Source organism: Tenacibaculum sp. TC6 (assembly GCF_050606265.1).
In the GTDB taxonomy this organism is placed as follows: Bacteria; Bacteroidota; Bacteroidia; order Flavobacteriales; family Flavobacteriaceae; genus Polaribacter.
Genome location: NZ_JBOCUK010000011.1, coordinates 48,649 through 65,775 on the forward strand (window position 1 = coordinate 48,649; position 17,127 = coordinate 65,775).

General features: G+C 29.5%; 21 protein-coding genes. 11 read left to right on the forward strand and 10 right to left on the reverse strand.

From position 1 onward, the window contains the following. Nucleotides 1-675 carry a tRNA (adenosine(37)-N6)-threonylcarbamoyltransferase complex dimerization subunit type 1 TsaB gene (gene tsaB, locus ACQY1Q_RS08195; RefSeq protein ID WP_431004816.1) on the forward strand — a complete coding sequence of 225 codons (675 nt, stop codon included), beginning with the start codon at nucleotides 1-3 and terminating at the stop codon, nucleotides 673-675. On the opposite strand, the gene ACQY1Q_RS08200 is transcribed toward tsaB, so the two are convergent. From ACQY1Q_RS08200 to ACQY1Q_RS08210, 3 genes are all read right to left on the reverse strand, one after another. Then, nucleotides 672-1,478, reverse strand: coding sequence for a mechanosensitive ion channel family protein (locus ACQY1Q_RS08200; protein WP_431004817.1), 807 nt, complete (start codon nucleotides 1,476-1,478; stop codon nucleotides 672-674). The two genes, tsaB and ACQY1Q_RS08200, sit on opposite strands and share 4 nt — an antisense overlap. A gap of 64 nt (nucleotides 1,479-1,542) precedes the next feature. Beyond that, nucleotides 1,543-1,896, reverse strand: coding sequence for a DUF1304 domain-containing protein (locus tag ACQY1Q_RS08205; RefSeq protein ID WP_431004818.1), 354 nt, complete (start codon nucleotides 1,894-1,896; stop codon nucleotides 1,543-1,545). Nucleotides 1,897-1,974: 78 nt separating this feature from the next. Further along, nucleotides 1,975-2,175: a dodecin family protein gene (locus tag ACQY1Q_RS08210; protein WP_431004819.1), complete on the reverse strand. Its 201-nt coding sequence runs from the start codon at nucleotides 2,173-2,175 to the stop codon at nucleotides 1,975-1,977. Nucleotides 2,176-2,337: 162 nt separating this feature from the next. Here ACQY1Q_RS08210 and ACQY1Q_RS08215 point away from each other — a divergent pair, with 162 nt between their 5' ends. Next, nucleotides 2,338-2,682 carry a toxin-antitoxin system YwqK family antitoxin gene (locus tag ACQY1Q_RS08215; protein ID WP_431004820.1) on the forward strand — a complete coding sequence of 115 codons (345 nt, stop codon included), beginning with the start codon at nucleotides 2,338-2,340 and terminating at the stop codon, nucleotides 2,680-2,682. A gap of 53 nt (nucleotides 2,683-2,735) precedes the next feature. On the opposite strand, the gene ACQY1Q_RS08220 is transcribed toward ACQY1Q_RS08215, so the two are convergent. Both ACQY1Q_RS08220 and ACQY1Q_RS08225 read right to left on the reverse strand, forming a co-directional pair. Then, entirely contained in the window at nucleotides 2,736-3,374 is a 639-nt protein-coding gene (locus tag ACQY1Q_RS08220; protein WP_431004821.1) for a viroplasmin family protein, read from the reverse strand. Beyond that, nucleotides 3,367-3,936: a phosphoribosylglycinamide formyltransferase gene (locus ACQY1Q_RS08225; protein WP_431004822.1), complete on the reverse strand. Its 570-nt coding sequence runs from the start codon at nucleotides 3,934-3,936 to the stop codon at nucleotides 3,367-3,369. Before ACQY1Q_RS08225 ends, ACQY1Q_RS08220 begins: the two co-directional genes overlap by 8 nt. A gap of 180 nt (nucleotides 3,937-4,116) precedes the next feature. On the opposite strand from ACQY1Q_RS08225, the gene ACQY1Q_RS08230 reads away from it, so the two are divergent. The 5 genes from ACQY1Q_RS08230 (at nucleotide 4,117) to pyk (ending at nucleotide 8,339) form a co-directional block, all read left to right on the forward strand. After that, entirely contained in the window at nucleotides 4,117-4,353 is a 237-nt protein-coding gene (locus ACQY1Q_RS08230; protein WP_028891431.1) for an acyl carrier protein, read from the forward strand. 7 nt (nucleotides 4,354-4,360) lie between these two features. Then, entirely contained in the window at nucleotides 4,361-5,611 is a 1,251-nt protein-coding gene (fabF, locus tag ACQY1Q_RS08235; protein WP_431004823.1) for a beta-ketoacyl-ACP synthase II, read from the forward strand. 6 nt (nucleotides 5,612-5,617) lie between these two features. Further along, entirely contained in the window at nucleotides 5,618-6,355 is a 738-nt protein-coding gene (gene rnc, locus ACQY1Q_RS08240) for a ribonuclease III (RefSeq protein WP_431004824.1), read from the forward strand. Nucleotides 6,356-6,440: 85 nt separating this feature from the next. Further along, a complete protein-coding gene (locus ACQY1Q_RS08245; RefSeq protein WP_431004825.1) occupies nucleotides 6,441-6,908 on the forward strand; it encodes an IPExxxVDY family protein in 468 nt (155 codons plus the stop codon). A gap of 3 nt (nucleotides 6,909-6,911) precedes the next feature. Continuing rightward, the gene (gene pyk / locus ACQY1Q_RS08250) at nucleotides 6,912-8,339 is read left to right on the forward strand and encodes a pyruvate kinase (RefSeq protein WP_431004826.1); all 1,428 of its coding nucleotides are present in this window, start codon (nucleotides 6,912-6,914) and stop codon (nucleotides 8,337-8,339) included. 92 nt (nucleotides 8,340-8,431) lie between these two features. On the opposite strand, the gene ACQY1Q_RS08255 is transcribed toward pyk, so the two are convergent. Further along, nucleotides 8,432-10,732 carry a M20/M25/M40 family metallo-hydrolase gene (locus ACQY1Q_RS08255; protein WP_431004827.1) on the reverse strand — a complete coding sequence of 767 codons (2,301 nt, stop codon included), beginning with the start codon at nucleotides 10,730-10,732 and terminating at the stop codon, nucleotides 8,432-8,434. A gap of 105 nt (nucleotides 10,733-10,837) precedes the next feature. Here ACQY1Q_RS08255 and ACQY1Q_RS08260 point away from each other — a divergent pair, with 105 nt between their 5' ends. Beyond that, nucleotides 10,838-11,305 (forward strand): CBS domain-containing protein, encoded by a 468-nt coding sequence (locus ACQY1Q_RS08260; RefSeq protein WP_431004828.1) that lies wholly within the window; start codon nucleotides 10,838-10,840, stop codon nucleotides 11,303-11,305. On the opposite strand, the gene ACQY1Q_RS08265 is transcribed toward ACQY1Q_RS08260, so the two are convergent. Together ACQY1Q_RS08265 and ACQY1Q_RS08270 are read right to left on the reverse strand one after the other, a co-directional pair. Beyond that, nucleotides 11,306-11,659 carry a hypothetical protein gene (locus ACQY1Q_RS08265; protein WP_431004829.1) on the reverse strand — a complete coding sequence of 118 codons (354 nt, stop codon included), beginning with the start codon at nucleotides 11,657-11,659 and terminating at the stop codon, nucleotides 11,306-11,308. A gap of 299 nt (nucleotides 11,660-11,958) precedes the next feature. Next, complete coding sequence (locus tag ACQY1Q_RS08270) at nucleotides 11,959-12,372, reverse strand: lipocalin family protein (RefSeq protein WP_431004830.1); 414 nt, start codon at nucleotides 12,370-12,372, stop codon at nucleotides 11,959-11,961. 396 nt (nucleotides 12,373-12,768) lie between these two features. On the opposite strand from ACQY1Q_RS08270, the gene ACQY1Q_RS08275 reads away from it, so the two are divergent. From ACQY1Q_RS08275 to ACQY1Q_RS08285, 3 genes are all read left to right on the forward strand, one after another. Next, the gene (locus ACQY1Q_RS08275; protein WP_431004831.1) at nucleotides 12,769-13,686 is read left to right on the forward strand and encodes an IS1595 family transposase; all 918 of its coding nucleotides are present in this window, start codon (nucleotides 12,769-12,771) and stop codon (nucleotides 13,684-13,686) included. Further along, nucleotides 13,679-14,626, forward strand: a complete 948-nt coding sequence (locus ACQY1Q_RS08280) for a KilA-N domain-containing protein (protein WP_431004832.1) — start codon at nucleotides 13,679-13,681, stop codon at nucleotides 14,624-14,626. The genes ACQY1Q_RS08275 and ACQY1Q_RS08280 overlap by 8 nt, the downstream gene beginning before the upstream one ends. 397 nt (nucleotides 14,627-15,023) lie before the next feature. Continuing rightward, a complete protein-coding gene (locus tag ACQY1Q_RS08285) occupies nucleotides 15,024-15,359 on the forward strand; it encodes a single-stranded DNA-binding protein (RefSeq protein WP_431004833.1) in 336 nt (111 codons plus the stop codon). An 86-nt stretch (nucleotides 15,360-15,445) separates the two neighbouring features. Here ACQY1Q_RS08285 and ACQY1Q_RS08290 read toward each other — a convergent pair whose 3' ends face one another. After that, nucleotides 15,446-16,471, reverse strand: coding sequence for a helix-turn-helix transcriptional regulator (locus ACQY1Q_RS08290; RefSeq protein WP_431004834.1), 1,026 nt, complete (start codon nucleotides 16,469-16,471; stop codon nucleotides 15,446-15,448). After that, nucleotides 16,472-17,086 carry an HD domain-containing protein gene (locus ACQY1Q_RS08295; protein WP_431004835.1) on the reverse strand — a complete coding sequence of 205 codons (615 nt, stop codon included), beginning with the start codon at nucleotides 17,084-17,086 and terminating at the stop codon, nucleotides 16,472-16,474. It abuts the gene before it with no gap. Between the last annotated feature and the right edge of the window lie 41 nt (nucleotides 17,087-17,127).

Consider the following 17,127-nt stretch of genomic DNA (forward strand, 5'->3'; position numbering starts at 1 on the left):
GTGGCCATAATTTTAAACATAGAAACAGCAACAAAAAATTGCTCAGTGAATATAGCTGAGAATGGAAACATTTTAGCAATGAGAGAGCTAAATGATGGTAATTATTCACATGCAGAAAAGTTACACCCATTTATTCAGGAAGTTTTAAAAGAAGCTTCAGTAAAATCTCAGCAAATTAATGCTGTTGCTGTCAGTAAAGGTCCCGGATCTTATACAGGGCTTAGAATTGGAGTATCTGCAGCAAAAGGCTTATGTTTTGCTTATGATGTTCCGTTAATTTCTATTGAAACCTTACACTCACTAGCATTGAATGTTCATATAAAAGAAGGATATATTGTGCCTATGTTAGATGCCCGAAGAATGGAAGTGTATTCGATTGTTTACAATGAAAAGTACATTCAGGAGAGAGAAATAAGAGCAGAGGTTATAGATGAACATTCATTTAAAGAATTGTTAGATAGCAATAAAGTTTACTTTTTAGGTGACGGAGCAGAAAAGTGTAAGGAACTACTTTGCAATGATAATGCTATTTTTATTGATAATAAATATCCGTCAGCAAAAGAAATGGCCATGCTTAGTTACGAGAAGTATAAAAAAAACGACATCGAAGATGTCGCTTATTTTGAACCTTTTTATCTTAAGGATTTTGTAGTAACCCCTGAAAAAAAGCGTTAACCTTGTTTTTGGATCTCAACAGAATGAGGGTAAGGAATTTCAATACCTGCTTTATCTAGAGCAATCTTAACATTTTCTGTAGTAGAAAAGTATACATCCCAGTAATCAGCAACATCAACCCAAGGACGGACTGCATAGTTAACTGAACTTTCAGCTAATTCAGCTACATTTACTGTAGGTGCAGGCTCTTTTAATACTTTTGGATTAGAGGTTAATACACTCATTAAAATTTCCTTGGTTTGTTTTATGTCGGCATCGTATGAAACACCAAACGTTAAATCAACACGAAGTTTCCCTTCAGCAGTGTGGTTTATAATATTACCATTTGATAATGATCCATTAGGAATTATAGCTAACTTATTTCCAGGAGTATTAACATGGGTTGTAAAAATTTGAATTTCTTTTACTACCCCTTTTACTCCTTGAGCTTCAATTAAATCACCTACTTTAAAAGGTTTAAAAATCATAATTAAAGTACCTCCCGCAAAATTTGATAACGAACCCTGTAAAGCTAAACCTATAGCCAAACCGGCAGCTCCAATAATTGCAGCAAAAGATGTTGTAGCCACCCCTAGTTTAGAAACTACAGTAACAAATAATAAAATCTTTAAAGTCCAACTCAATAAGTCGCTTAAAAACTTTTGAAGAGTAATATCAATTTTTTGCTTCTGCATTATTTTTTTTGCAGCCTTAACAACAAGCTTTATCATAAATAAACCTATGATTAAAATTGCAAGTGCTGTTACAACTTTAGGAGCATAATTAATTAATAATTCTTTAAATTTTTCAACGTACTGTTCCATGTTTAATAAATAATAATTTTAAATAGTTTTTAGATTCAGTAGTAGTGGTAGTTGTATAGTAAATTTAAAACACTAATAATAAAATACTTATTAGTGCGGGAATAGATTGGATAAAAAAGATTTGTATTTTTTTAGTTGAATAAAAGCCATAAATACCGGCAATAAAAACACAAAAAGAGAAAAATAAGGCAACCTCTGTTTTTTGTTGTAAGAAAGCCCAGATAAACCCAGCGGCTAAAAAACCGTTATATAATCCTTGATTTGCTGCTAGTACTTTGGTTTCTTCTGCAAAACTCTTAGTTTTTAATCCAAATGCTTTTATTCCTTTAGGTTTAGTCCACAAAAACATTTCTAAAATTAAAATGTATAAGTGAATTAAAGCTAGTAGGATAACAAAACTGTTTTGTAATATATTCATGTTCAAAAATAGAAAATATGCGACTTTAATAAAACAAAATCGCATATTTATTAATAGTAGTTGTTTTTATGTAGGCTTTTAAATTACTTCGAAAGTAACTTTTAAGTTCACTCTAAATTCGGTAACCTCATCATTATTAACCACAACGCTTTGTGATTGTACAAAAGCAGATTTAATATTTTTAACAGATTTTGAGGCCTGTTTTACTGCTTTTTTAGTAGCATCTTCCCAACTTTTATCAGAATTAGCTAAGACTTCAATAACTTTCATTATTGCCATAATAATTTTTTTTAAATGATTAATACCTAGTAAATATAAGAAAAACTGGTGAGATTAGAAGCCGGTTTTATTCAATGTTAAATTAATGTTATGTAAATGTTGTTTAAGTGTAAAATTTTATTTATATTTGTAATGATAGTGTTAACGATTAAAGTGTTAGATATGAAAAAATTAGTTGTTTTAGCTTGTATGTTTGCTTTTACTGCAATGCAAGCTCAAGTAGAGCCAAAGTATGAAAAAGCTGGAGATTTAGTAAAAGTTACCTATTTCTATAAAGACGGAAAGATTAAAGAACAAGGCTTTTTTAAAGATAAAAAATTAGAAGGAACTTGGGTTACTTTTGATAGCAAAGGAAATAAAACGGCTATTGCCCATTATGAAGCAGGTAAGAAAGTTGGGAAATGGTTTATGTGGCACCAAGATGGATTAAAAGAGGTTGATTATAAAGACAACACAATAGCAAGTATACAAACTTGGAAAGAAGAAACTAAGATGGCTGTTAAATAGCAGTCAGTTAACGTGTTAAAAATAAAAAAGTCGAGTAAATTTACTCGACTTTTTTATTTTCTTCCAAAATCTGCAGGAATTTCTCCCCAAGCTTTTGTTTCCCATTTTAATATAGGGTTACTATAAGAATTATTTTTAAGCCAGTTTTCAGCCCTTTTTATTAAATCTAAAATATCTTTATTAGAACAGTCAAAAACAATATTGGTTTTACATTGTTTTTGTTTTACCCAATTAATAGCAATTTTAGAATCAGAATAAATAGGCAGATTATCCATTTTTTTACTTTTTAATAACGCAATTCCATGCACTAAAGCTAAAAACTCGCCAATATTATTCGTGCCATTTTTAAAAGGTCCTTTTATAAAAATTTCTTTTTTGTTATGGGTTAAGACCCCTCTGTATTCCATTATTCCAGGGTTACCGGAACAAGCAGCATCTACAGAGATGCTTTCTAAAACAGGAGAGCCATATTTTTCTTTTTCGGCAGCAGAAAGTTTTTTAGTTTTAGTATCAAGACCCTTATAATCATTAAAGCTTTTTTTAAAGGCTTTTTCGGCTTCATTTTTATCTGCAAAAGATTTATACTGGGCTCCTTCAAAACCTTCAACCATTTTTTTACAAATAGCCCAAGATGAAAAGATACCGGTTTCTTTTCCTTTCCAAACTACATAATATTTTTTCTTTTTACTCATGTTGTAAAATTACCTCTTCAATAACTTTTGGAAAATGCTCATATTCTAACTCATGAACTTTTTGAGCTATGGTTTCCGGAGTATCACTTGAAGAAACCGAAGTTTTAGCTTGAAAAATGATAGCACCTTCATCATAATTCTCATTAACATAATGTATCGTAATACCCGTTTCTGCTTCGTTATTTTCTTTTACTGCTTTGTGAACATTCATTCCATACATACCTTTTCCACCATATTTTGGAAGAAGAGCAGGGTGAATATTAATTATTTTATTAGGAAAAGCATTCACAATTTTAGCTGGTATTTTCCATAAAAAACCGGCTAAAACTATAACATCAGCTTCAACTTGTAAAAAATTTAAAACAGTATCATCATGTATAAAACTATCTTTATCAAACAAAGAAGCATCAATATTTAAACGCTCACAACGATCAAAAACTTTAGCTTGTTCATTGTTTGAAAGAACATGAGTAACCACAATTTCTTCCGAATTTTGGAAATATTTTATAATATTTTCTGCATTACTACCTGAGCCTGAAGCAAAAATTACAATACGTTTCATTACTTTTTAAGTTGTGTTGTTACTGCAAAAAAAAGAATAATTATTAAGATTGAAGCGCTATGAGACAAAAGATTCAAGTATTTTTTTTATTTTAGACATCACATTTTTGCGCAAAAATTAGAATTAAAACTTAAGATTTGTATTTTTGCCCCGATTTTAAATTTTAAAACTTATAAAATTATGTCAGACATTGCATCAAGAGTAAAAGCGATTATCGTTGACAAATTAGGAGTAGACGATAACGAAGTAACAAACGAAGCAAGCTTCACAAACGATTTAGGAGCAGATTCATTAGATACTGTTGAGTTAATTATGGAATTCGAAAAAGAATTTGATATTCAAATTCCAGATGATCAAGCTGAGAACATTGGTACCGTAGGTCAAGCGATTAGCTATATAGAAGACGCAAAAAAATAAGAATTATATGCAATTAAAGCGAGTTGTAGTAACTGGACTTGGCGCATTAACGCCAATAGGAAACAATAAAGATGAGTATTGGAATAGCTTGGTTAACGGAGTTAGCGGAGCAGCACCTATAACGTATTTTGATGCTGCCAAGTTCAAGACTCGTTTTGCATGTGAATTAAAAAATTTTAATGCGACCGACTTTATAGATAGAAAAGAGGCTCGTAGAATGGACAGATTTACGCAGTATGCAATTGTAGCTTCTGATGAAGCTATTGCAGATGCAAAATTAAATCTGGATGAAATCAACAAATTAAGAGTTGGTGTTATTTGGGGAGCAGGAATTGGAGGATTAGAGACTTTTCAAGAGGAAGTGTTAAGTTACGCAAAAGGAGACGGAACACCTAAATTTAATCCTTTCTTTATCCCTAAAATGATTGCAGATATTGCTCCAGGAAATATTTCTATTAAAAATGGATTTATGGGGCCAAACTATACTACGGTATCTGCCTGTGCATCTTCTGCCAATGCTATGATTGATGCTTTAAACTACATCAGACTAGGTCACTGTGATATAATTGTTACAGGAGGTAGTGAAGCAGCAGTAACAATAGCTGGTATGGGAGGTTTTAATGCAATGCATGCTTTATCTACCAGAAATGAAAGCCCGGAAACAGCTTCAAGACCTTTTGATGCTGAGCGTGATGGATTTGTTTTAGGAGAAGGAGCAGGAGCCATTGTTTTAGAAGAATATGAGCATGCTAAAGCCAGAGGTGCAAAAATTTATGCTGAAGTTGTTGGTGGAGGTTTGTCATCAGATGCACATCACATGACTGCACCCCATCCAGAAGGAATTGGGGTAATAGCAGTAATGAAAAACTGCCTTGAAAATGCAGGTTTACAACCGGAAGATGTTGATCATATTAACACACACGGTACTTCAACTCCATTAGGAGATGTTGCAGAGTTAAAAGCTATATCTGAGGTATTCGGAGAGCATGCTAAAAATATCAATATTAATTCAACAAAATCTATGACAGGTCATTTGTTGGGAGCAGCCGGAGCTATTGAGGCAATTGCATCAATAATGGCTATGGAACACGGTATGGTTCCTCCAACAATTAACCACACAACAGTTGATGAAAATATTAATCCGGAGCTTAATTTAACACTAAATAAAGCTCAAAAGAGAGATATAAAAGTAGCCATGAGTAATACTTTTGGATTTGGTGGACATAATGCTTGCGTTGCTTTCAAAAAACTTGATTAATCTTTTATGAATTTCCTTCGTAGAATAGTTAAGCCCCAAAATAAAGAGGATGAAAACTTTTACTACGAATTAAAGGAACTGCTTAACTTTAAACCTATTAAGCTTAAATATTATAAAAAAGCATTTACTCATAGGTCATTAAAGTTAGTAGATAGTAATGGAAACCCTGTAAACTATGAACGTTTAGAGTTTCTCGGTGATGCTATTTTAGGAACAGTTATAGCATCCTATCTATATAAAAAAGTTCCGGACGGAGACGAGGGGTACTTAACTCAAATGAGGTCTAAAGTTGTAAGTAGAGAACATTTGAATGCTTTAGGGAAAGATTTAGATCTCCTAAAATTTGTTAAAAGTAATGTAGCTAGCAATCAAATAAGTGAAAATATTCACGGAAATATATTTGAAGCTTTGGTAGGTGCCATCTATTTAGATAGAGGATACAATTATTGCCATCAATTTATTTACGAACAGGTAATATTACCGTATGTAGATATTGAAAGATTAGAAGGTAAAATATCGAGCTATAAAGGGTACATTATTGAATGGTGTCAGAAAAATAAGAAAAAATATAGTTTTGATTCGTACGAAGACACCGGTAATCAAGATAAAAAACATTTTAGTGTTCGAGTAACTATTGATGGAGTTATGATTGCTAAAGGTAGAGCCACTTCTAAGAAAAAAGCAGAAGAAATCGCATCTAAAAGAGTGTACTATGCAATGCAAGATAAAATGAAAAACTCTTAACATTTACATCGAAAACCTTTTCGTTAATTTCACACTAAATATTATATACATTCATTAACTTAGCAAAAAAACTAAGTAGTGTTTTATGCCTGTTTATGAGCTGGATTTTAGTGATTTTTCTTCTAACGAGTACGCATTAATAGCCATTCATACAACTCTAAGCGATTATAAACTTGCTTATCTTTTAAATAATCGATTAAATTACCTGTTTAAAAGAGCTGATTTTGATTTAGACATGAAAAGTAAACATAATGAGAAAGCATCGTTTTCTATTTATGAATATTTTAATGCGGAATACAGTTTTTTTTTAATAAGTAATGTTTTTAAAAATAAAAAAGAAACAGATGGAATAGGGTTATTTACAGAAAGTATAGCCTACAATTATCTGGTTCCGGAAAAGAAAAAAGTTGATTATTTCATGAAAATTGAAGGAGATGTTGAAGAAGGTTTTTTAATAACATTAATAACAGAGATTAAAAATCTTCCTCAAGTATTAACATCATATGAAATAGAAGTAGAAACTTTAAAATCTAAAGATTTTTTAATTTTTTAACGTATGCCACATAATAAGAAAACGAAAATTGTAGCCACATTAGGTCCAGCCACTAACACAAAAGAAATTTTAGAAAAAATGGCTGCTGAAGGAGTTAACGTTTTTAGAATAAATTTTTCTCATGCTGATTATGATATTGTAAAAGAACGTATAGCTCAGATTAGAAAGATTAATGAAGAAAGAGGTTATAATGTAGCCATATTAGCAGACTTACAAGGTCCTAAATTGCGTGTAGGAGTAATGGAAGATGGAGTTGAATTAAAAGATGGCGATACATTTATTTTTACAACAGAAGAGTGTATAGGAACAAAAGAAAAAGCTTTTATGACCTATCAACGTTTTCCAAAAGATGTAAAAGTAGGAGAGCATATTTTAGTTGATGATGGTAAACTGAGATTTGAAGTAATTTCAACCGATAAAACTAAAAATGTTGAAACCAAAGTATTAGTGGGAGGTCCGTTAAAGTCTAAAAAAGGAGTTAACTTACCTAACACAAGCATATCTTTACCGGCTCTTACTGAGAAAGATAAAAAAGATGTTGTTTTTGCCCTAGAACAGGAAGTAGATTGGGTTGCTCTTTCTTTTGTAAGAACTCCGGAAGATTTACGAATGTTACGTGATTTAATTAAGCAAAAATCACGATACAGAGTTCCGGTTATCGCTAAAATAGAAAAACCGGAAGCAGTAGAAAATATTGATGCTTTAATACCTTATTGCGATGGGTTAATGGTAGCCAGAGGTGATTTAGGAGTAGAAATACCTATGCAGGATGTTCCTTTAATTCAAAAAAGTTTAGTACGTAGAGCAAAACTTGCCAGAATACCGGTTATTATTGCAACGCAAATGATGGAAACTATGATTGAAAACCCGGTACCAACGAGGGCTGAAGTTAATGATGTAGCAAATTCTATTATGGACGGAGCAGATGCTGTAATGTTATCCGGAGAAACTTCAGTAGGAAAACACCCGATAAAAGTTATTAAAACAATGACAGAAATTATTGGAAGTGTTGAGTTTTCAGAGTTAATTAAAGTTCCTCAAGAGCCGCCTCATATACGTACCAATCGTTTTATAACAAAATCAATATGTCATCATGCAGCTTTAATGGCTGATGATATTAAAGCTTCTGCAATATCTACATTAACAAATAGTGGATATACGGCTTTTCAAATTTCTGCATGGAGACCTAAAGCACATGTTTTAGCTTTTTCTTCTGAAAAAAGAATTTTAGGAAAATTAAATCTTTTATGGGGAGTTAGAGCATACTATTATGACAGAGACTTAAGCACTGACGATACCGTTGAAGATATTAATGAAATAGCTAAAGAAAAAGGGTTTGTTAAAACCGGAGATTTCATTATCAATTTATCTTCTATGCCTGTTGAGGAAAGAGGTATGGTAAACACTTTAAGAGTATCTCAGATTAATTAAAATAATTAATAGAGGATAAAATTTTAACAAATTATAAATAATATAAAAACTCCTTAGTTATTCTTTAACTAAGGAGTTTGTTTTTTAATAACCTAAAATTTTATCTTTTTAGAAGTAATAATAGCATCATTAGTAACAAAAGGCATAGGCATCATAATTTCACTTCTGGGTTGTATATTAAATATAGGGTTTGATAGTAAATCGTACGAAACTTCATTCAAAATTAATTCAGGTTTTTCATCTTTACTTATCGTTAATGTGATTGTTACTTCTGAATCAGAATTTGACATTTGATAAATTAACAAAGGACCTTTTGTGGCGTCAAAAGCTTTCCCGTTATCATATAATTCTCCGTTTATACATAAACCGTGAATTGTTAAAGAAGTTGAGTTATAAAACTCATACTTATTTATTTTTCTACTGGGTAGAAGTGTAAAACTTATTTCTCTCTTATCATTAATTATAGTATCAGTATTTACTTGAATTTTTGAAATAGGAATGTTTTTGTTAGCTGTTTGTTTATAGTATTTATAACGGGTATTATATTTGCTTTTTCCGGAAATTTCAGGAATATTTCCTTCAGTATAATTAGCACTAAAAATTTGTTGTGTATAGCTATCAAGAGTAGTGTTGTAAGTAGCCCAGTAAGAAGTATTGGTGTCTGAGTTTTGGATAAAAACTAAACTGTTAGGCTTTTTTTTATCAACTGAAAAACCGCTATTAAAAGTAGCTGAAACAAATAAAATAATAGTTGCTAAACCGCTTAAAAAGAGCCAAGCACTTTTTCTTTTTTGTTGTATAAAAACGGGTAACATCCAACCATAAGTTAAGGTTATTAAAATGGATGAAATAAAGAGCATTTTTAATCCTAATCCAACAGGAAAAAGTTTCACCATAGGAATAATAATATAAACTGTTGGAATGGATAGCAGAGCAAATAATAAGGCCTTAGATTTTTTTTGAATATCCATTAAAACTAAAATACTCAGTATTAAAATGGAGATAAGTACAGGAATAATAAAAAAGGCGGCTCCCGGTAGAAATTTTGCAATAAAACCATTTATGACTAAACCAAAGAAAATTGGAGCAATTAATAAATCGGTAGTTTTATTGTGATTAAAATAACTGTAAACTTTAAAAAGAATCCATACAGTTAGTAAAGAAAATGCAGCAATGTATTGATAACCATTGTAGGTAAACCCATGTAGGATGTCATTATATTGAGGATGAATTATGAGAAGTAATTTCCATAAAAAATAACTTACAAACCCCGAGATTAAAAGAGCTCCTGTAAAAGGAATAAAACCCTTTAAACTGCCTGCAATTGATATTTTATGATTTTTTATACCTATAAAAACGATGGTAAAAAAGATAATAATAGCAAAAATTAGCATAGGGATAATCCAAGTAAAAGGATACGAAAGTAGTTTAATAAGAGGGAAATTTACAAAAACAAAATCCTCATCACTAGTTAGGTTAGTGAAATCGTTGGAAGAAAAATAAGCTAACGAGCTCATTAAATATTCTGCTTGGTGTAAAAGAGAAGCTCTATCCAATCGCTCATAAGAATCTTGTTCAGTATGGTAATCAAAATGATCATCAATAAATGCAAAATTATAACCGTTAATATTTCCATTCTCTCTAAATACAGTTAAATCAGTATCATTAGGAAGTATTTTGTACACACTGTATAATAAAGAATTGGAAGTAGGATACTTAGGTTTAGAAGCCATAAACTCTTGAAGAAGTTTTTTGTTTTTACCGTTTGTTTCCATCAACATTAAACTAGGACCACCGCTACCTCTAGCTTCAAAATTTAAAACTAAATCAACATCTTTAGCCCAAGGATGATGCTCAACAAAAGCTTGTGCTCCCAACAAACCAAGCTCTTCGGCATCAGAAAACAAGATAATTATATCACTTTTAGGCTGTTTGTTTTTAGCTAAAAAAGCTCTGATACCTTCCAAGATTGTAACAACTCCGGATCCGGCATCACTAGCTCCTAATGAAGAATGAGGATTAGAGTCGTAATGTGTTAATAACAACAAAGCTTTTCCTGCAGAAGTTCCTTTAATTCTTACAAGAATATTTTCAACGGTGGTACTCGCTTTCCATTTTTTATTAATCGCTGTTTGTTGCTGTATTTGAGGAGATAATCCTATTTTTTTTAGTTCGTTTACAATATATTCTTGTACTACTTTATGCTCATTACTTCCTGTATAATGTGGTTTTTGAGAAATGTTTTTTAAATGATATAAAGCATTATCCATAGAAAAACCAGTATGTTTTTTTATTTCTTTTTCTATAGAGATTGAAGGAATACTATCACTAAAACTCCAAAAAATAGTAAGGGTAATTAGAAGAATAGCAGACAGGTTATAGGTTCTTTTCATTGGTTGGTTTTTTGTGATTATAAATGTAATCAAATAATATGTTATGATTTAAAATATTTATAAGTTGTTAAAAATCAGTATATTTAATAACTTAAACTAACTATTATGGGAATTATTAACTTTCAAGGGAAACGTACTTCGGTATTAAAAAATGAAGCTGAACCTATTTTGGTTTCTGATTACATGACCACAAAAATTATATCGTTTAAAGAAGATCAACCGATAGAAGAGGTTATTGAAACTTTAATTAACAATAGAATTTCTGGTGGACCTGTAGTGAATGATAAAAATGAATTGATAGGTATTATTTCTGAAGGTGATTGTATGAAACAAATTTCAGAAAGTCGTTATTACAATTTACCTATTGATAAAAATAGTACTGTAGGGAAAGCAATGATACGAGAGGTTGAAACTATTGATGGTAGTATGAATATTTTTGATGCTGCTAATAAATTTCTAGCATCAAAATTAAGAAGATTTCCTATTGTTGAAAACGGAAAATTGGTAGGGCAAATTAGCCAGAAAGATGTATTAAAGGCGGCTATGAAATTAAAAGGAAGTACATGGAAATGATTATTCTTGCTTGACGAGTAAATACCATTCGTTTTCTAACTCTAAATAACCTTGGTCGTATACATAAAAATAGGTGTTTCCTGTTTTTGTGGTATATAGCGTTGTGATAAAATTAAAATCAAATCCTTTATCAAATAATTTTCTTCTGGTAACTTTTGTCTTTCCTGAGGTATTGAGTTCAGATAAGATTTTATAGTTTTTACGTAAACGATTATTTGTATTTCTAATTAAATTTTTACTCTCTTTATTAACTTTATTGTTAAAAGCATTCCGACAATAATCTGAACAAAACTTTTTATCAATACGTCCAACAACCTTTTCTCCACATTCCAAACAATTTTTTATGTTGCTCATAAATAAATACTTAGTATGTGTAAATAGGTAACTACATACTATTTTACACTAAATTAGTAAAAAAATTAAATTTAAGCCCTAAATAAATAGGGCTTTTTTTATTTTCTAATATATAAATGCATTAAAAAATTTGTAAGTCCTCTACTCACAAAAAATGCAATTAAAAAATACCACCATTTTGGTTTTGATTGATTGTGTATAGATATTAATAATATACCTAATGCAAATAAAATTAATAGAGTATAAAAGTAAATATTCTTTCGTCTATTATATTTCTTTAAAAAATAATCGTTCATAATTTATTTAACTCTTATCCAAACATCTTTATTTGTAAACCATTCTCCGGATTGACCGTTTCTTTCATCTAAAACTTCGATAGTTTCCATTTTATTTTCATTAATAAAATTTAACTTTAATTGTTTATCATTAAATAACATTCGATCTCCTGAAATATTAAATGATATAATATTAGAATTATTATCACTAATACATATTCCATTTTTAACGCTATATCCTACATGTAAAAAAGTATTATTTTCATTGAATGTAACATTAGTTTTTTTAGAACACTCATCTATATTCTTATTTGTACCATCTTCTTTAAATTGAGCTTCTAATTTCCATTTACCATATAGGTAATTAACTTCATTTGATTCATTTTTAGAGCATGAAACAATTAATACTAATCCGATAATTTTGTTTATTATTTTCATAATTTTTAAAAGGTTTATTTCACTCAAACCCAAAGTGAAGTTAATAAAAAAAAGAAGCGTGGGCTTGTAGCCTAAAACATCTAAAGAGGTTCTGGTAAACCTTACGCAATGAATAGGTACATTAACACCCACGCAAGTAGCGTGAGCATCAACTATTCTATTCTGTTGCGTTTTTGAAATTTACCAGATTTCTTTAGACAGAATGAAAGCTAACGCTTTATTTATATTTTCAAAATTTTATATAATACTCAAATGAGTATCTAACAAATTTACATACTTTATTTAGTTTTTAAAACTAAATCTTTTTTGAGTTTATTTTTTATATACTAAAAAACACTAATTTTTTGTTTTTAGTGTAATAAACTACTATATTTGTATTGTTAAAACAATAATCAAATGATTAACAAAGACTTCAACTCAATTTTAGAATTAATAAAAACCTTTCCTAATGAACAATCTTGTATTGATCATTTAGAGGAACTTCGTTGGAATGGATATGTTGTTAGTCCTTTTGATAGTAGTTCAAAAGTATATAATTGCAAAGGAAATAAATACAAGTGTAAAAATACCGGTAAATATTTCAATGTTAAAACAAATACTATTTTTGATAATACTAAAATACCATTACAAAAATGGTTCCTAGCAATATGGTTAGTTACTTCACATAAGAAAGGTATTTCATCACTTCAATTAAGTAGAGATATTGATATTACTCAAAAATCTGCTTGGTTTATGCTACAGAGAATTAGAAATTGTTTTGGAATAGATAATGATAACCAATTAGATAATGAAGTTGAAGTTGACGAAACATATATTGGAGGTAAAGAGAAAAATAAACATGCTAATAAAAAATCTAAAAACACACAAGGTAGAAGTTCAGTTGAAAAAACTCCTGTTGTTGGAATGGTTGAAAGAAAAGGTAATGTAAAGGCTAAAGTTATTAAAGATGTAAAAGCTAATACATTATCTAAAGAAGTTGTTAAAAACGTTAAGAAAAACGCTAATCTATACTCTGATGAATGGTTAGGTTATAGAGGTTTAGAATTAATATATAATCATAGTTTTATTAAGCATAATAGAAAAGAGTATGTTAAAGGTAGAATTCATACTAATACAATAGAGGGGTTTTGGTCGCTTTTAAAACGTGGTATTATTGGAATTTATCATTTTACTTCAAAAAAACATTTACAAATGTATGTTGATGAATTTGTGTTTAGATATAACACAAGAAAAGGAACAGAAAGTACAAGATTTAATTTACTTTTGAATAATATTGAAAATAGAATAACTTATAAGGAATTAATAAATGGCTAAAAATAATTCTATAACAGTTCAAGGAACAATTATAAATATAATTACATCAAATGAAGAAGACTATATTAGCTTAACAGATATGGTTAAGGCTAAAGATGGGGATTTCTTTATAAGCGACTGGTTAAGAAATGCTAACACATTAGATTATATCGCTGCATGGGAATCAATGAATAACAAAGATTTTAATTATGGCGAATTCGCCATAATTAGACAATCTGCTGGTTCTAACTCTTTTAAAATAAGTGTTAAGGAGTTAATGGAAAAGACAAATATTAAATGTTTAACAGCGAAAGCAGGTAGATATGGAGGTACATATGCACATAAAGATATAGCTTTTAATTTCGGTATGTGGATTAGTCCAGTATTTCAACTTTATATTGTAAAAGAGTATCAAAGATTAAAAGAAATTGAATCAAACCAATATGGACTAGAATGGGATGTAAGAAGAATATTAAGTAAAACTAATTATAAAATACATACTGACGCTGTAAAAAAGCATATAATACCAAAAACTAGATATAGTTCAGCTAAGGAATGGCTAGAATATGCAGATGAAGCTGATTTGCTAAATATAGCCTTATTTGGATGTACAGCAAAGCAATGGAAAGAAGCTAATCCCTCAAGAGCTTTGAATGGAGAAAATATTAGAGATATGGCAAGTATAAATGAGTTAGCTATACTTTCTAATATTGAAAGTCTTAGCTCTACATTGATATCCAACAACATATCTAAAGCAAATAGATTAAGAATTCTATCTAAAACGGTACAAGAACAAAGAAAAACATTAGATGAAATAGATATTATAAAATCACTAAAAAAGTATTCTAATGCGACTTATATTGACGTAAAAAATAAATCAGAAGAAGAATTAAAAAAACTATCAGATTTCAATCAAAAACTAAAAAAAGGACTAGATTACAATCCTAAAGAAGAAAAGTAATCAATTAGCATCAGTTTTGGCTGTTTAGTTAGGGTTAAGCTCAAGGAGATAACATTAACAGTGCGTCACGTTCCTATACTTGTAAGGTTTTATTCAGACTTTTTTTAGTCGGTGATAACTTGCGCTCTGATTGTTGTAATATTGAACTTTTAATCGCAGAATAAAATGCTTACTTATTTTTTAAAAAGTACATTCGTACTTAATAAATTAAACTTTATTTTTTAGTGTAAAATTATATATAGTTACTTGTAAATATAAACATTATTCGATTACATTCAATTACAAACGAAAACAAATGTTTACTAACCATTTTTTAATTCTCTTGTGATACATCTTTGCATCGTCAATTCAATTGAATGACAAAATCTTAACTGTTTAATAAAAAAATAAATAATTTATGAATGCACTAAAAAACAAAGTACAGTTAATTGGGCACCTAGGGAATAATCCGGAAATTATCACTTTAGAAAGTGGTAAAAAATTGGCTAAGTTTTCTTTAGCAACTAATGAAACGTACAAAAACTCATCAGGTCAAAAAGTAACTGATACGCAATGGCACTATATTGTTGCATGGAATAAAACAGCTTCAATTGTAGAACAATTTTTACAAAAAGGAAGTGAAATTATGATTGAAGGAAAATTAACTTCTAGATCTTTTGAAGATAAAGAAGGAAATAAACGTTATGTAACGGAGGTGGTTTGTAATGAGCTGCTAATGTTAGGAAATAAATAAGTGGGAAAATTACTATTAACCATTTTAGAAGAATTGTATTCTTCAAACATAAAAGAAAAAAGAAAGATAAAGAAGACTGCTAAATTTTAGTGGTCTTCTTCATTTATAAGATTGTCCTCATATCGTTTTGATGCTTTCCTCAATTTATGATGAATTTGAAGTCTGAGTTTTTCAGGTTTTAATACTTCAATAGATTCACCATAACCCAAAAGCAGTCGTTCTAATTCAAAATTTGTTTTTACAAAAATATTGAAGATAACTCCATCTTCAGTATGTTTAATTAGACGTTGCGAACGATGGAGAGGTTTAGTAATAATATAAGGTGCCATTTTTTCATCTGCCCAAAATTGTATACGTTGAGGTCTGGAATTAGGGACAGTTGCTCCAATAACATCTTTATAAAAAGTATCTCCATCAATGTTTACATCTTTATAAACCGTTTTTTCTTCTATAGATAGTTTAAGAATCCTATCTAATGCTAAAGTTATATAACTGTTTTTGTGAATAGCTAAAATAAACCATCTATTATTATATTCTTTTAATAGTTGTGGGTGTATAACTTTATCATTAGGTTTTATTGCTTTAAAAGATTGATAAGTAACTCTAATGGCAAATTTACTTCTAATGGCATTATATATAGGATCTATATATTCAAGACCTTTTAAATTTTCATTCTTATCTAAATGAATAATAGCCCTTTTTGTATTTTGAGATGAATATACAGAGTCTTCTAATCGCTGCAAAACTCCGTCCATTTCTTTAAAAAGAGAAAAGTCTTTAAACTGACGTAGTACCGCAATAGCTTCATTCATTACTTTTATATCTGTTTCAGTTACCGGAATGTTTTTTATACTGTAGTTTTCTTCAGTGTACGTATAGTATTTACGATCGTAAACTTCAATAGGAGCATTGTATCCTAACTTGTCACTGCGCATATGTTGAATATCAAGTTGTACAGTGCGTTTACTTACATACACATCTTTTCCTTCATATTCATACAAGGCATCAGAACAAGCTTCAATAAGATCATCTAAGGTCCATTTTCGCATGGTATTTCGTAAACATTGATCTATAGTTTTATATCGAATAAGAGCATTTTTATTAGAAGCCATCTATAAAATTGTTAGTTCGTACATTAAATTATTTCTTGCTTGTTTTTCATACAATTCTTTAAAAATAGAAGTAGCATAAATCGTTTCTTTTTTTAGAAAATGCTGTAAAACTTTTTTCCTTCCGTTTCTGTATAATACATTAGGAACTAATTTATATTCTTTCCTTATTTTTTGAGTGTAGTTTATATAAATATCTAACGACTGCCCTAAAATAGCTAAATCAAAATCAATTAAAAATTGTGTGTCTTCAGAATAAGCGTTATGGGTTTTTGTGGCTAATATTTGATTCTTTATGTCTGCATAATAATGATTAGGAAGGCTAATTTCTTTTAAAACAGTTAGTGCAAAGTCAGCACTTTTTTCTTCATTATCTTTTTTCCAAATATTGTAAACTATGTCATGATAAAAAATAGAAAAAGCAACTATTTCCGGCATTAATAAGCTGTCCTTATAAACATCATAATAATTAAATAATTCCTCTAAATGAGTTAAATTATGGTAAGCTCTGTATTTTTCGTTATAGAGTGTAAAAAGCTCTGACCATAATTTATCAATCAAAGATTGATTATTTGTATAGTTACCAATAAGATTGTTGAAGCGATGTTGTAATATCAAAATCAAAAGTTTATATAAAAATATAAAATAACAGAATCTAC

Excerpts from the sequence above, each read along its gene's own strand:
- ACQY1Q_RS08200 (WP_431004817.1), bottom strand. The coding sequence starts at position 1,478 with ATGGAACAGTACGTTGAAAAATTTAAAGAATTATTAATTAATTATGCT.
- ACQY1Q_RS08205 (WP_431004818.1), bottom strand. The coding sequence starts at position 1,896 with ATGAATATATTACAAAACAGTTTTGTTATCCTACTAGCTTTAATTCAC.
- ACQY1Q_RS08210 (WP_431004819.1), bottom strand. The coding sequence starts at position 2,175 with ATGGCAATAATGAAAGTTATTGAAGTCTTAGCTAATTCTGATAAAAGT.
- ACQY1Q_RS08215 (WP_431004820.1), top strand. The coding sequence starts at position 2,338 with ATGAAAAAATTAGTTGTTTTAGCTTGTATGTTTGCTTTTACTGCAATG.
- ACQY1Q_RS08220 (WP_431004821.1), bottom strand. The coding sequence starts at position 3,374 with ATGAGTAAAAAGAAAAAATATTATGTAGTTTGGAAAGGAAAAGAAACC.
- ACQY1Q_RS08225 (WP_431004822.1), bottom strand. The coding sequence starts at position 3,936 with ATGAAACGTATTGTAATTTTTGCTTCAGGCTCAGGTAGTAATGCAGAA.
- ACQY1Q_RS08230 (WP_028891431.1), top strand. The coding sequence starts at position 4,117 with ATGTCAGACATTGCATCAAGAGTAAAAGCGATTATCGTTGACAAATTA.
- fabF (WP_431004823.1), top strand. The coding sequence starts at position 4,361 with ATGCAATTAAAGCGAGTTGTAGTAACTGGACTTGGCGCATTAACGCCA.
- rnc (WP_431004824.1), top strand. The coding sequence starts at position 5,618 with ATGAATTTCCTTCGTAGAATAGTTAAGCCCCAAAATAAAGAGGATGAA.
- ACQY1Q_RS08245 (WP_431004825.1), top strand. The coding sequence starts at position 6,441 with ATGCCTGTTTATGAGCTGGATTTTAGTGATTTTTCTTCTAACGAGTAC.
- pyk (WP_431004826.1), top strand. The coding sequence starts at position 6,912 with ATGCCACATAATAAGAAAACGAAAATTGTAGCCACATTAGGTCCAGCC.
- ACQY1Q_RS08255 (WP_431004827.1), bottom strand. The coding sequence starts at position 10,732 with ATGAAAAGAACCTATAACCTGTCTGCTATTCTTCTAATTACCCTTACT.
- ACQY1Q_RS08260 (WP_431004828.1), top strand. The coding sequence starts at position 10,838 with ATGGGAATTATTAACTTTCAAGGGAAACGTACTTCGGTATTAAAAAAT.
- ACQY1Q_RS08265 (WP_431004829.1), bottom strand. The coding sequence starts at position 11,659 with ATGAGCAACATAAAAAATTGTTTGGAATGTGGAGAAAAGGTTGTTGGA.
- ACQY1Q_RS08270 (WP_431004830.1), bottom strand. The coding sequence starts at position 12,372 with ATGAAAATAATAAACAAAATTATCGGATTAGTATTAATTGTTTCATGC.
- ACQY1Q_RS08275 (WP_431004831.1), top strand. The coding sequence starts at position 12,769 with ATGATTAACAAAGACTTCAACTCAATTTTAGAATTAATAAAAACCTTT.
- ACQY1Q_RS08280 (WP_431004832.1), top strand. The coding sequence starts at position 13,679 with ATGGCTAAAAATAATTCTATAACAGTTCAAGGAACAATTATAAATATA.
- ACQY1Q_RS08285 (WP_431004833.1), top strand. The coding sequence starts at position 15,024 with ATGAATGCACTAAAAAACAAAGTACAGTTAATTGGGCACCTAGGGAAT.
- ACQY1Q_RS08290 (WP_431004834.1), bottom strand. The coding sequence starts at position 16,471 with ATGGCTTCTAATAAAAATGCTCTTATTCGATATAAAACTATAGATCAA.